The sequence below is a fragment of the Pseudonocardia sp. CA-142604 genome (assembly GCF_050948475.1).
GTDB classification, from domain to species: Bacteria; Actinomycetota; Actinomycetes; order Mycobacteriales; family Pseudonocardiaceae; genus Pseudonocardia; species Pseudonocardia alaniniphila.
In genome coordinates this window covers 9,881,152-9,894,729 of record NZ_CP192045.1, presented here as the reverse complement: position 1 = coordinate 9,894,729, position 13,578 = coordinate 9,881,152, and the positions used below count along the sequence as shown (strand labels likewise).

The 13,578-nt window shown below is 70.1% G+C and carries 11 protein-coding genes; 5 read left to right on the top strand and 6 right to left on the bottom strand.

All coding sequences use genetic code 11. The features are described 5' to 3' along the window. Window positions 1–29: 29 nt before the first annotated feature. Window positions 30–635 carry a YqgE/AlgH family protein gene (locus ACQPZQ_RS45230; RefSeq protein WP_433290652.1) on the top strand — a complete coding sequence of 202 codons (606 nt, stop codon included), beginning with the start codon at window positions 30–32 and terminating at the stop codon, window positions 633–635. Between the two features lie 11 nt (window positions 636–646). On the opposite strand, the gene ACQPZQ_RS45225 is transcribed toward ACQPZQ_RS45230, so the two are convergent. Next, window positions 647–1,102 carry an SdpI family protein gene (locus tag ACQPZQ_RS45225; protein WP_433290650.1) on the bottom strand — a complete coding sequence of 152 codons (456 nt, stop codon included), beginning with the start codon at window positions 1,100–1,102 and terminating at the stop codon, window positions 647–649. A gap of 189 nt (window positions 1,103–1,291) precedes the next feature. Between ACQPZQ_RS45225 and leuS the strand changes: the two genes are divergently transcribed. Then, on the top strand, window positions 1,292–4,198 hold the full coding sequence (leuS, locus tag ACQPZQ_RS45220) for a leucine--tRNA ligase (RefSeq protein ID WP_433290648.1): 2,907 nt from the start codon (window positions 1,292–1,294) through the stop codon (window positions 4,196–4,198). Between the two features lie 36 nt (window positions 4,199–4,234). Here leuS and ACQPZQ_RS45215 read toward each other — a convergent pair whose 3' ends face one another. The 4 genes from ACQPZQ_RS45215 to ACQPZQ_RS45200 form a co-directional block, all read right to left on the bottom strand. Continuing rightward, the gene (locus ACQPZQ_RS45215) at window positions 4,235–4,933 is read right to left on the bottom strand and encodes an SDR family oxidoreductase (RefSeq protein ID WP_344720367.1); all 699 of its coding nucleotides are present in this window, start codon (window positions 4,931–4,933) and stop codon (window positions 4,235–4,237) included. Between the two features lie 112 nt (window positions 4,934–5,045). Beyond that, a complete protein-coding gene (locus ACQPZQ_RS45210; protein ID WP_433290646.1) occupies window positions 5,046–5,636 on the bottom strand; it encodes a C40 family peptidase in 591 nt (196 codons plus the stop codon). A gap of 544 nt (window positions 5,637–6,180) precedes the next feature. After that, window positions 6,181–7,260 (bottom strand): inositol-3-phosphate synthase, encoded by a 1,080-nt coding sequence (locus ACQPZQ_RS45205; protein ID WP_433290644.1) that lies wholly within the window; start codon window positions 7,258–7,260, stop codon window positions 6,181–6,183. Between the two features lie 13 nt (window positions 7,261–7,273). After that, window positions 7,274–7,894, bottom strand: coding sequence for a PadR family transcriptional regulator (locus ACQPZQ_RS45200; RefSeq protein WP_241036551.1), 621 nt, complete (start codon window positions 7,892–7,894; stop codon window positions 7,274–7,276). A gap of 155 nt (window positions 7,895–8,049) precedes the next feature. Here ACQPZQ_RS45200 and ACQPZQ_RS45195 point away from each other — a divergent pair, with 155 nt between their 5' ends. The 3 genes from ACQPZQ_RS45195 to ACQPZQ_RS45185 all read left to right on the top strand — a co-directional run bounded on the left by ACQPZQ_RS45195 (window position 8,050) and on the right by ACQPZQ_RS45185 (window position 12,742). Next, the gene (locus tag ACQPZQ_RS45195) at window positions 8,050–8,466 is read left to right on the top strand and encodes a DUF5318 domain-containing protein (protein WP_241036552.1); all 417 of its coding nucleotides are present in this window, start codon (window positions 8,050–8,052) and stop codon (window positions 8,464–8,466) included. Between the two features lie 249 nt (window positions 8,467–8,715). After that, window positions 8,716–11,097 (top strand): transglycosylase domain-containing protein, encoded by a 2,382-nt coding sequence (locus ACQPZQ_RS45190; RefSeq protein ID WP_433290641.1) that lies wholly within the window; start codon window positions 8,716–8,718, stop codon window positions 11,095–11,097. Between the two features lie 124 nt (window positions 11,098–11,221). Continuing rightward, entirely contained in the window at window positions 11,222–12,742 is a 1,521-nt protein-coding gene (locus tag ACQPZQ_RS45185; protein ID WP_433290639.1) for a glycosyltransferase family 87 protein, read from the top strand. 10 nt (window positions 12,743–12,752) lie between these two features. Here the strand turns inward: ACQPZQ_RS45185 and ACQPZQ_RS45180 are convergent, their stop codons facing one another. Continuing rightward, complete coding sequence (locus ACQPZQ_RS45180; protein ID WP_433290637.1) at window positions 12,753–13,574, bottom strand: N-acyl homoserine lactonase family protein; 822 nt, start codon at window positions 13,572–13,574, stop codon at window positions 12,753–12,755. Between the last annotated feature and the right edge of the window lie 4 nt (window positions 13,575–13,578).

The following is a 13,578-nucleotide window of genomic DNA, read 5'->3' as shown; positions in this document are numbered from 1 at the left end:
GAAGGCTACGCGGCCCGTCGGATGCAACGATGGAACCTGTGGTGGACGACCGCTCCGGCTCTGGCAATTCCTCCGGGTCCGAGCCGGCGCCGGGCAGCCTGCTCGTCGCCGCGCCGGGCCTGCTCGACCCCAACTTCCTCCGCACTGTGATCTTCATGATCGAGCACCGGGAGCGGGGCAGCCTCGGCGTCGTGCTGAACCGTCCGAGCGAGGTGACGGTGCGCGACGTCCTGCCGGCATGGGCTGCGCTCTCCGCGGAGCCGCGCTCGGTGTTCGTGGGCGGCCCGGTGGAGGGCGAGACCGCACTCTGTCTCGGCGCCGTGCGCACCGGTTACGACCCGACCGCCGTGGAGGGGTTGGTACGGGTGCGGGGCCCGATAGTGCTGGTCGACCTGGACACCGACCCCGCCGTGATCGCCCCGAGCTTGCGCGGCATGCGGGTGTTCGCCGGCTACTCGGGCTGGGACGCAGGTCAGCTCGCCGGGGAGATCGAGCGCGGCGACTGGATCGTCGTGCCCGCGCTGCCCGACGACGTCATCTCCGAGAACGACGCGCTCTGGGGTCACGTGCTGCGCCGTCAGGGCATGCCGCTCTCGTTGCTCGCGACGTACCCCGCCGACGTCCGGCACAACTGACCCCGAAGGGATCAGCCGCGCTCGGATCCGGCCGGGAGCGATGTGGCCGCGTCGCGGCAGCCGGCCACGAGATCGCATCCCGCGCACGAGCCCGAGCAGACGGGCCCGGGCGGTGGCAGTGTCACGGCGCTCGCGGCGCGGTTTCCCACCATCCCGGCGACGCCCGCGAGGCCGAGCATCCCGACCACTGCCACGGCGAGCACGACCCAGCCCAGCGCACCGCCGGGACCGGCCAGCAGCGCCGCCCCGCCGGCGAGGGCCACCACGCCCGCGGCACCGGCCGGCACCGCCGCCGCCGCGTTGCCGACGGCGAACGCGTGGTCCGACCGCAGTGTGGTGGCCGTCCGGACCCCTACCCAGGCGTTGCGGCGCAGCCGCCCTCGGGCCCCGAGCACCGCGACGGCAAGGAGTGCGACGCCTGCGAGCACGAGCAGCGAACCCAGGACCAGACGCAGTGACAGCGGCACATCGACCAGCGTAGGTGAACCCGGAAGCGAGCCCGCAGCCAGCGGAGCTACCCTTGAGACGTGGCCCAGCGACTTCTTGTCTAGGCCGCGTCGCAGTCTCAGTACCCGGCGCGGCCGACCCCTCATGCCCGAGCGGCAGGGGGGTCTTCTGGTTTTCGGGCCGATTAGAGACCTCCCAGGAGTGGGGACATGAGCACGGACACGACCGCAGTGGCACCGGAGCGCGCCGACGGCCCGGCCGACGACGCTGAGCTGCCCTACCGGTACAACGCGGTACTGGCCGCGCAGATCGAGGATCGCTGGCAGGAGCGGTGGGAGCGCGAGGGCACCTTTCACGCGCCCAACCCGTCGGGTCCCTGGGCCGACCCGTCCGCCACGGAAGGCGACAAGGTCTACCTGCTCGACATGTTTCCGTACCCCTCCGGGTCCGGGCTGCACGTCGGCCACCCGCTCGGCTTCATCGGCACGGACGTGCTGGGGCGCTACCTGCGGATGACCGGCCGCACCGTGCTGCACGCGATGGGTTTCGACGCCTTCGGCCTGCCCGCCGAGCAGTACGCGGTGCAGACGGGCACCCACCCGCGCAAGACCACTGAGGAGAACATCCAGCGGTACAAGGCGCAGCTGCGCCGGCTGGGCCTCGGCCACGACGAGCGCCGCTCGGTGGCCACCACCGATGTCGAGTTCTACCGCTGGACACAGTGGATCTTCCTGCAGATCTACAACTCCTGGTACGACGAGGAGCAGCGGAAGGCCCGGCCCATCGCCGAGCTGGAGGCGGAGTTCGCGGGCGGCCTGCGGCGCACGCCGGACGGCCGTGGCTGGAACGAGCTGACCTCTGCGGAGCAGCGCCGCATCATCGACTCCCAGCGGCTGGCCTACATCTCCGAGGCGCCGGTGAACTGGTGTCCGGGCCTGGGCACGGTGCTGGCCAACGAGGAGGTCACCGCCGACGGGCGCAGCGAGCGGGGCAACTTCCCCGTGTTCCGCCGCAACCTGAAGCAGTGGATGATGCGGATCACTGCCTATGCCGACCGGCTGGCGGCCGACCTGGACCGGCTGGACTGGCCCGACTCGGTCAAGGCGATGCAGCGCAACTGGATCGGCCGTTCCGAGGGTGCGCAGGTCCGCTTCCCGGTCACCGGCGTCGACACGCCGATCGAGGTCTTCACCACCCGCCCCGACACACTGTTCGGCGCCACGTACATGGTGCTCGCGCCCGAGCACCCGCTGGTCGACGAGATCGTCCCCGACGCCTGGCCCGCGGACGTCGACGCGCGCTGGACCGCCGGTGCGGCCACCCCGCGCGAGGCCGTGGCCGGCTACCGCAGCGCGGCGGCCCGCAAGTCGGAGCTGGACCGGCAGGAGAACCGGGAGAAGACCGGCGTCTTCACCGGCGCGTACGCCACCAACCCCGTCAACGGGCAGGCGATCCCGGTCTTCGTCGCCGACTACGTGCTGATGGGCTACGGCACCGGCGCCATCATGGCCGTGCCCGCCCAGGACCAGCGCGACTGGGACTTCGCCACGGCGTTCGGCCTGCCGATCGTGCGCACCGTGCAGCCGAGCGAGGGCTGGGACGGCGAGGCCTACATCGGCGACGGTCCGGCGATCAACTCGGCCAACGACGAGATCAGCCTGAACGGGCTGGGGGTCGCCGAGGCCAAGCGCGCGATCACGGAATGGCTGGCCGCTCGCTCGGCCGGTTCGCCGGTCGTCCAGTACAAGCTGCGCGACTGGCTGTTCTCCCGGCAGCGTTACTGGGGCGAGCCGTTCCCGATCGTCTGGGACGAGGACGGCCTGCCCGTCCCGCTGCCGGACGACCAGCTGCCGGTCGAGCTGCCGGAGATCGACGACTACTCACCGAAGACCTACGACCCGGACGACGCCGACACCGAGCCGGAGCCGCCCCTGTCGCGCGCGAGCGAGTGGGTGGAGGCGGAGCTGGACCTGGGCACCGGCCGGGGTCCGCAGCACTATCGCCGCGAGACCAACACGATGCCGCAGTGGGCGGGCTCCTGCTGGTACTACATCCGCTACCTGGACCCCGAGAACAGCGAGCGGTTCGTCGATGCCGAGGTCGAGCAGTACTGGCTGGGCAAGGACCCGTCCCGCGGCCCGTCCGACCCTGGTGGCGTCGACCTGTACGTCGGCGGTGTCGAGCACGCGGTGCTGCACCTGCTGTACGCCCGGTTCTGGCACAAGGTGCTGTACGACCTGGGCCAGGTGTCGTCCGAGGAGCCGTTCCGGCGTCTGTTCAACCAGGGCTACATCCAGGCGTTCGCCTACACCGACGCCCGCGGCGCGTACGTGCCGGCGGAGGAGGTGGTCGAGGTGACCGCGGCCGACGGATCGGTCGGGTACTCGTGGAAGGACCAGACCGTCCGCCGCGAGTACGGGAAGATGGGCAAGTCGCTGCGCAACGTGGTGACCCCCGACGAGATGTGCGAGCGCTACGGCGCCGACACGTTCCGCCTGTACGAGATGTCGACCGGTCCGATGGACGTGTCCCGTCCGTGGTCCACACGCGACGTCGTGGGGTCGCAGCGGTTCCTGCAGCGCGTGTGGCGCAACCTGGTGGACGAGCGCACGGGCGAGCTCCGCGTCACCGACCAGGAGCCCGACGAGACCACGCTGCGCCTGCTGCACCGCGCGATCTCAGGCGTGCACGTCGACTTCGCGGCGCTGCACTACAACACGGCCGCGGCCAAGCTGATCGAGCTGAACAACCACCTGACCAAGGCCTACGCCGGCACCGGGGTGCCGCGCAGCGTGGCCGAAGCGCTAGTGCTGATGATGGCCCCGCTGACGCCGCACGTGGCCGAGGAGCTGTGGTCGCGTCTCGGCCACGAGGGCTCGCTCGCCCACGGCCCGTTCCCGGTGGCCGATGAGCGCTATCTGGTGGCCGACAGCGTCGAGTACCCGATCCAGGTCAACGGCAAGGTGCGATCCCGCGTCACCGTGCCCGCCGACGCGGACACCGACACGGTGAAGGCCGCTGCGCTGGCCGACGAGAAGGTGGCGGCGATGCTCGGCGGCCAGGAGCCGCGCAAGGTGATCGTCGTGCCCGGTCGTCTGGTCAACGTGGTGCTCTGACGATGCCGGCCGGCCTTCCCGCGCCGCCGTTGCGGGTCAGCGGGGGGCCGGGCGCAGCACGAGCTCGGTGAGGGCGGCGTCGTCGGGAGCTGTCACGGCCAGCAGCACGGCTCCGGCCACCGACTCGGGCCGTAGATAGGTCTCGGCCTGGTACTCGCCGCCCTCCTGGGCGACGACGCTGCGCTGCATCTCGGTGTCGACCCGCCCGGGGTGCACCGAGGTGACCCGCAGGCCGTTCGGCCCCTCCTCGGCCCGCAGGGCGTCGGCGAACGCCCTCAAGGCGAACTTGCTCGCCGCGTACGACGCCCAACCGGGCAGGGCGTTCAGGCCGACCCCGGCGTTCAGCAGCACGACGCGGCCCCGCGCCGCCCGCAACGCGGGCAGCAGCAGCCTGGTCAGCTCGGCCACCGCCACGACGTTCACCTCGAACTGGCGGCGCCATGTCGCGACCGGAGTCTCGGCGATCGTTCCGAGCGCGCTCATGCCCGCCGAGTGAACGAGGACGTCCAGCCGCTCCACGCCGCCCGCCGCCTCGGCGAGCGCCGCGGTGTCGGTGAGCTCGACGGGCCACGGGCGCGCCCCCGGCAGCTCTGCCGCGAGCGCCTGCAGTGCCTCCGTGTCGCGGCCGCCGAGCAGCAGGTCGTGCCCGGGCGCGAGCGCCCTCGCCACGGCGGCGCCGATTCCGCGGGACGCCCCGGTGACCAGGGCGAGGGGACGCAGGTCGAGCTCCGTCACGGGCGCGCACTCTACGCGGAACGTGATCGAGCTCGCGCTCACGTCCACAAGTGACAGCGTCCGCCCGGCCTGGGAGCCATCGGGGAGGTGTGGCCGGGCGGAGCTGCCCTGGTCAGACCCGGCGAGCCGAGTGGAACGGCATGCCGCTGATGTTGGAGACCTTGACGGGAGTGCCGGGCTGGCTGGCGTTCACGACCTTGCCGCCGCCGATGTAGATGCCCACGTGGCTGACGGGTGTGTAGAAGAAGACCAGGTCACCGGGACGCAGGGCGGACCTCGACACAGGCGTGCCGACCGTCGACATGGCCCGGCTGGTGCGGGGCAGGGAAATGCCGACCTTCTTGTAGGCCCAGGTCACCAAGCCGGAGCAGTCGAAGGCGGAGGGGCCGGCCGCGCCCCACCGGTAGGGAGCACCGAGCTTGCTCATCGCGTGGCTGACGGCGGCCGAACCGGCCCTGCTTGGAGCGGACAGGGCAACGTGCCTGACCGGCAGATCGACGGTCGGTGTCGTACGCGCCGGGGTTGTGCGTGCTGCCTCGGGTGCCGCTGCGTCGGGGACTGCTGCGTCGGGAGCGGCTGCTTCGGGAGTTGAGCGGACTGCCGTGTCGGTGGCGTTGGGGAGAACGCCGACCAAAGCTGCTGCGGCGGCAGCGGTAGCCGTGATGGCGAAGCGGGTCGCCAGGGCAGGCATGTGCTTGGACACAGGTGTCGTTCCTCGGGGTGAGCACCGCCTGACGTCCGCCGCCGAGGGGGGAGCAGGCGGCGCCGAAGGGGAGCGGATGCAGCAGGTCTCGACTTTCGAGGGCCGTGCCGCACCCCGCCAGTCAGGCGGTGACCCGGCGCTCGCAGCTCCGGTTGAGCGGCGATGTTCGCAGGGCCATCGCTGACGCTACGAAGACGTTTCTTGAATTTGTCATGACGCAAATCTCAGTTTCCGGAGTGGTTGCAGTGAGAGAGATCACTTGATCTTCCACTCGGAAAGAGCAGCAGCGTACGGGCGTGATCGGGGCGAATACCCGCCATTGGCGGCGTATTTATCGATGTCACAGTATGGTAGGGACCCCGGAGTCCGACCGGGTCTGCGACGCAAGAGTGAATTCGTTTCCGGAATGGAAGGAGTCGTAAGTAACGAAAAGGTTGTCGCTATGGAATGAAAAGGACTCCGGACAGCAGGCGGCCCCGGTCGCGGCGAAACGCCCACGACCGGGGCCGGGAAAACCAGCCTGCTGGATGCCCGCGCCGGGCGGTCAGCGCTCCCGCTCGCCGCGGATGAACTCCTCCACGGCCTGGCGGGCCACGTCGTCGCTGTACTGCTCGGGCGGCGACTTCATGAAGTAGCTCGACGGCGACAGCAGCGGGCCGCCGATGCCGCGGTCCTTGGCGATCTTCGCGGCGCGCACCGCGTCGATGATGATGCCTGCCGAGTTGGGTGAGTCCCAGACCTCGAGCTTGTACTCCAGGCTCAACGGCACGTCGCCGAACGCCCTGCCCTCGAGCCGCACGTAGGCCCACTTGCGGTCGTCGAGCCACGCGACGTAGTCGGACGGTCCGATGTGGACGTTGTCCCGACCGAGGTCACGGTCGACCTGGGACGTGACGGACTGGGTCTTGGAGACCTTCTTGGACTCCAGGCGCTCGAGCTCCTTCATGTTCAGGAAGTCCATGTTCCCGCCCACGTTGAGCTGCATCGTGCGGTCGAGCTGCACGCCGCGGTCCTCGAAGAGCCGCGCCAGCACCCGGTGGGTGATGGTGGCACCGACCTGGCTCTTGATGTCGTCACCGACGATCGGGATGCCCGCCGCGCGGAACTTCTCGGCCCACACGGGGTCGGACGCGATGAAAACCGGCAGCGCGTTGACGAAGGCCACGCCCGCGTCGATGGCGGCCTGCGCGTAGAACCGGTCGGCGGCCTCGCTTCCCACAGGCAGGTAGGACACGAGCACGTCGGCCTGCGTGTCCCGCAGCACCTGCGCGACGTCGACCGGTTGCTCGTCGGACTCGGTGATCGTCTCGCGATAGAACCGGCCCAGCCCGTCGAGCGTGTGGCCGCGCTGGACCGGCACGTCGAGCGGTGGCACGTCCGAGATCTTGATGGTGTTGTTCTCGCTGGCGCTGATGGCCTCGGAGAGGTCGCGGCCCACCTTCTTGGCGTCGACATCGAACGCGGCGACGAAGGTGACGTCCCGGACGTGGTAGCCGCCGAAGTCGACGTGCATCAGCCCGGGGACCCGCGTGGCCGGATCGGCGTCCGCGTAGTAGTGCACACCCTGCACCAGCGATGCTGCGCAGTTCCCGACGCCGACGACGGCGACACGGACCTGACTCATGGCCGGCTCCTCCTCATATTCCAGTGTGCCCAGGCCCCGGCTCACGGGTCCCTGGGTCGATCTGCGGGCGATGGTCGGCTTCGTCGCCGGTAGCACCTTCCTGTTGTGCCCGCTCGGTGGCGATCAGCTCGTTGAGCCAGCGCACCTCGCGCTCGCTCGAGTCGAGGCCGAGCTGGTGCAACTCCCGGGTGTAGCGGTCGATCTGCGCGCCTGCCTTGGTCAACGCCGACCGCAGCCCCTCACGGCGCTCCTCGACGGCGCGCCTGCGGCCCTCGAGGATCCGCATCCGGGCCTCGGCAGGCGTGCGGGAGAAGAAGGCGAGGTGCACGCCGAAGCTCTCGTCGTCCCACGACTGCGGGCCCGACTCGCTGAGCAGCTCGGCGAGTCGCTCCTTGCCCTCGGCGGTGATCCGATACACCCGTCTGGCCCGCCGCGACCAGGCACCCGGTTCGGGAGTCGGCTGGCCTGGATCCTCGACGATCAGGCCGGCGCGTGTCAGGCGGCGCAAGGCGGGGTAGAGCGAGCCGTAGGAGAAGACCCGGAACCCGCCCAGCCGCAGCCCGAGCTGCTTGCGCAGCTCGTAGCCGTGTACCGGTGCTTCGTGGAGTAGACCGAGGATCGCGAGTTCGAGCACGGGCGACCCCTCCTTCTGCTCCCGCCACCATGGCGTCGTTGATTATATCGGCTCGATACATCTGATCGCTGTGTCGAGCCGCACCCTGCCCAGCTGATCGGGTAGTCCGGAGGCGTTCTCCACGGGGGTGGTGACAGCCCGCGTACCCTGACCGAGTGCGCACCCAGCGACAGGTGGTCGACTACGCGTTGCAGCGTCGAGCGCTGCTCGCCGAGGTCCACTCCGGTCGGGTCGGGGTTGCCGAGGTCTGCGACGCCAGCCCGTACCTGCTCCGCGCGGCCCGGTTCCACGGCGAGCCGACCGACCAGACCTGCCCGGTTTGCCGCAAGGAGCGGCTCACCCAGGTCTCGTGGATCTTCGGCGACGCCCTCAAGCACGCCGCGGGCTCAGCCCGCAAGCCCGAGGAGATCGAGCAGCTGTCGAACTCCTACGCCGATTTTTCCGTTTATGTAGTGGAGGTCTGCCGCACCTGCAGCTGGAACCATCTCGTGCTGTCGTACGTCATGGGAACTGGTGATGCTCCCCACACCAGTGGCCGCAGGTCGGATCGCCGCCGGACCGCCGCCGAGTGACCGACTCCCCACCCCCGAACCCCCGGAGCACCGGTGAGTGATCAGTACCACCCCCGGCCCGGCGCGGTCGGGGGCCCTGGCCGCATTCCGCCGGGCGCCCCCGGTCCCCGATCCGGCCTTCCCCCGCGCCCACCGATGCCTGCAGGTCCGCCCCCCGGGGGTTGGGCCGCACCGCCTCCACCCCACCGTCCCGGGCAGCCGTATCCGGCTGCGCCGCCTCCGGGCGCGCGCGGCCGCGGCGGCCCGCCCGTGCCGCCCGGTGCACCCGGCAACGGTCGTGTTCCCCCGCAGCGCTACCGCGCGGACGGTCCGCCGGTCACGCAGCAGGGCGGTGCGCAGCGGCCGCCGTACAGCTCCGGCGACATGCCGCTGCTCACCCACGACGAGACCGGTGCCACATCGGTGGCGCGGGAGGGCGCGCTGGCCGTCGCCGAGCGCACAGAGGTGGTCTCCGGCGCTCCCGGGATGCCGCAGAAGCCGGCCCGCAAGGGCAGTCCGTGGCAGCGGGTGCGACGGATCCTCTACGTCCTCCTCGGTCTGGCGGTGATCGGGCCGCTACTCGCCTTCGTCATCGGCTGGATGATCTTCCCGGTGCCCAGTTCGGACGAAGCGGCGCTCACCCAGGTCGCCACGTTCACGTTCGCCGACGACCAGCCGCTGGCCACCGTCCGCCCGGAGAACGTCAACAGGGTCAGGATCACCCTGGACAAGGTGCCCCTGCAGACGCGCCAGGCCGTGGTGGCCACGGAGGACAACACCTTCTACTCCAACCCTGGCTTCGACATCACCGGCATCATGCGAGCGGTGTACAACCAGGTCACCGGGGGTATCGGTGGCGGTTCGACGATCACGCAGCAGTACATCAAGGTGTCCAGCGGACACGACGAGAACTCGCTGTGGCGCAAGTACAAGGAGGTCGTCCTCGCGGTGAAGATCTCCCGCGAGCAGACGAAGGACCAGATCCTCGAGAACTACCTCAACACGATCTACCTGGGCAGGGGCGCCTACGGCATCCAGGCCGCGGCGAAGGCGTACTTCAACAAGGACGTCGGCCAGCTGACGGTCTCCGAGAGCGCGATGATCGCCGGCATCATCCAGTCGCCGTCCAACTGGGACCCGGCGAAGAACCTCGACAACTCCAAGAGCCGATGGACCGTCTCGCTCGATCGCATGGTCGAGAACGGATGGCTCTCGCCGGCCGAGCGCGCGCAGCAGACGTTCCCCACCAACTGGCTTCCCGAGCCGCCCTCGTCCGGCGGCATGCCGAGCGACGATCGCTACCACATCTACGAGAAGGCGGTGCAGGAGCTCGCGACCAAGGGGATCACGCAGGACCAGATCGACACCGAGGGTCTGACGATCACCACCACCGTGCAGCAGCAGCGGCAGGCGCAGGCCGTCGACGCGATCAAGAAGGTGATGAAGGGCCAGCCCGACAACCTGCGCACCGCGCTGGTGTCGGTCGACCCGAAGACAGGCGCGATCCTCGCCTACTACGGCGGAGCCAACGGCCTCGGCACCGACTACGCCAACGCGATGCGTCAGCCCGGGTCGTCGTTCAAGCCGTTCGTGCTGGCCGCCGCTCTGCAGAGCAACGAGGGCATCGGGCTCGGCTCCCTGTACGACGGCTCGTCGCCGCAGGTGTTCGAGGGCCAGTCCGTCAGCAACTCGGAAGGCTTCAACTGCGACAGCTGCACAGTGCAGACGGCCATGACGAAGTCGATCAACACGATCTTCTACCGGATGGCTGTCGACGTCGGTACGCAGCGCGTGGCCGATGCCGCGCACCAGGCCGGTATCCCGTCCGACGTGGAGCTCGCGGCCCGGGGTGGTATCGCCCTCGGTGACTCGGAGGTCCACCCCGTCGACATGGCATCCGCGTTCGCGACGTTCGCCGACGACGGGGAGCGGCACGAGCCCTACATCGTCTCGAAGGTGGTCGCCGCCGACGGTCGGGTGCTCTTCGACCGCGGTGATGCCGCCGGTGAGCAGGCGATCCCTCAGCAGGTGGCGCGCAACGTCACCGAGTCGATGATCGACGTCGCGAGCAGTTCCCGCATCGCGCTGTCCGACGGCAGGCCCGTCGCGAGCAAGACCGGCACCGTGCAGCTGAACAAGACCAACCAGAACAAGGACGCGTGGACGGTCGGCTACACGCCGTCGATCTCCACCGCCGTGTGGGTCGGCAGCGACCTCAGCGACCCGATCAAGAACTCGGCAGGCCAGCCGATCTTCGGGCGCATGCTCCCCGGGTCGATCTGGCAGGAGTTCATGAACAACGCCCTCCGGGGCACGCCCAAGGAGCAGTTCTCCAAGTTCGTGCCCATGGGCGTGCCGCCGGCCGCCGACCCGGCGCTCAACCCGAACCCGTCCGGCTCGCTGTCCCCCTCCGGTACGCCCGGGGACGGCTCGGACGAGAACGACGGCCGTGGTCGCGGGAACGGCAACGGCCGGGGCAACTCGGATGACGACTCGAACGGCAACTCCGACGACGAGTCGGACTCCGGGTTCGGAGACGGCGGCCTCTTCGGCAGCGACAACGGCAACGGCAACAGCAACAATGGCAACGACAACAGCGACTCAGGGAACGACAACAACAACTCCGATAACCGCAACGGGAACAACGACTGATGACCGGGCGCGGCGCGAAAGGGTGCGCGACACCGACTGACGACACGGCCGGGTTCGCGCCGCAGTCCGGCCCAGCGGGGTGAGCAGGGCAGGGCGCGGGGCGGGGCCGCCCACTCTGTCCCGCGTGGTGCCCACCTGGACCGAACCGCTCGCGGCCTCCGCGAGCCGGATCGTCGGCGGTCCGCTGGGCCGCCACGCGCTGATCGGACGCAGCTCGTTCTGGACGCCGCTGCGCGTCGTGCTGCTCCTCGCGGTGATGGTGTTGGCGCTGGGCTGGCTGGGCAAGGCCCCGTGCCTGCAGCAGGGTCCATCCGCCGACGGCGGGGTGATGCTCGACTGGCGCAACGGCCGCCAGTACGTGGCGATGTGCTACTCCGACACTGTCCCGCTGTACGGCGTGGAGGGCCTCGACAGCGGGGCGCTGCCGTACCGGGACTCGTGGGTGGAGGGTGCGGGCACGCCCGACGAGCAGGTCCGCTACATGGAGTACCCGGTCCTCACGGGCTTCTTCCAGTACGCCAACGCCCGCCTCGCCGATGGCTGGCTCTGGCTGGTGCAGCAGGTTCCGGCACTACCGACGGCCCTGCCCGTCGTCGTGTACTTCGACATCTCAGCGGCCTGGCTCGCCATGGCCTGGCTCGTGGTGGTGTGGGCGGTGCGGATGCTGCGGACCGCGCGTCCGTGGGACGCCGCGCTCGTCGCGTTGTCGCCGCTGGTCATCGTGCACGCGTTCACCAACTTCGACACGCTCGCCGTCGCGTGCGCCACGGCCGCCTTCCTCGCGCTGGCCCGGCGGCGCCCGGTGCTGGCCGGGGTGCTCATCGGACTGGGCGGGGCGTTCAAGGCCTATCCGCTGTTGTTGCTCCTCCCGGTCGTTCTGGTCGCGTGGCGCCGCCACGACCTGCCCACGGGTGTGCGCACGGTGGCCGCGGCCGTCGTCACGTGGTTGGTGGTGAACATCCCGGTCGCGGTGGCCTTCACGCCGGGCTGGTGGGAGTTCTTCCGGCTCAACCAGACGCGGCCCGCCGACCCCGACTCGCTCTACTTCGTCGTCTCCTACTTCACGGGCTGGCCGGGTTTCGACGGTCCGCTGGAGCCCGGTCAGGCCGCGGTGGTGCTCAACACCGTGAGCGCATCGCTGTTCGTGGTGTGCTGTGCGGGATTGGCGGTGCTGGCGTGGCGGGCGCCGCAGCCGCCGCGGCTCGCGTCGCTCGGCTTCCTGGTGGTGGCGGCGTTCCTGCTGGTGAACAAGGTGTGGAGCCCGCAGTACTCGCTCTGGTTGGTGCCGCTCGCCGTGCTCGCACTACCGCGCTGGCGGCTGCTGATGGCGTGGATGCTGATCGACGCCCTGGTCTGGGTGCCGCGGATGTTCTACTACCTGACCCCAGCGCAGAAGGGGCTGCCGCCGGACTGGTTCCTCGGCGCGGTCGTCCTCCGCGACGCCATGGTCGTGCTGCTGTGCGTGCTGATCGTGCGGTCCATCCTGCGGCCCGAGACCGATCCGGTGCGCACGGCACGGTCGCGGAGCCGCTCGGACGATCCGGACTGGCCTGCGCCCCGCCCGTCCGGCACTCGTGAGGGGCCCCCGCTGCGGCCGGGGTCCGGAGTCGCCACCGACGCCGACCCCGTCCGCAACGGGTCCTGATCCTCCGGGATCACGCCAGTACGACAGCAACCTTGCCGGCGGCTCCGGGCGCCGTGGGGAAGCGCTCGCGCGTGCGGGCGTCGTGGCCCGGCACGATCGTGGCTCCGAACTCCTTGCCCATCCGGTTGATCAGCGCCAGGCCGTCGCGCATCTCGTCGATGTCGGTGAAGGCGAAGAACGGCCAGCCGTGCTCGATCTGCTCGTAGAAGTGTGCGGCGTCCGACGCCAGTACGAGCGGGCCGTTCGCCGTCTGCACGGTGACGACCAACTCGCCCGGGCAATGGCCTCCCACCGGATGTACCGCGATCGAGGGGGCGACGGCGGCGGGTTCGCGCACCAGACGGAGTCGGCCCTCGTCCTCGGCCCGTTGCACGACGGCGAGGTCGGCCTCCGTGGTGAACTCGCCGTTCAGGGCGCCGGAGGCGCGCTTGCCGAACCAGTAGTCGTACTCGCGGCCGCCCGAGACCACCTCGGCCGTGGGGAACAGCCCCAGGTGGCCGATGTGGTCGTAGTGGAAGTGGCTGGTGACCACCCGCGCGACCGAAGCGGGATCGATCTGCAGCAGTTCGAGGCACTCCGGAGGCGAGGTGACCGGAACCTCGCCCAGCCAGTCGCGCGCCACGACGTCGTAGCCGGTGTCGACGAGAGTGATCCCGTCGTCGCCGTGGATGACCCAGAAGTTGTAGTCCATCTCGAGCCAGCCGTCGGGGACGCCGTACGAGGCGTAGTCGTGGAACACGTCGCTGCGGCGGACGCGGCGCTCCGCGTACTTCACCGACAGAACTTCTCGCGCGGGAGCGAGCACAGCCGGATCGATCAATTCGACCTCCATGTCC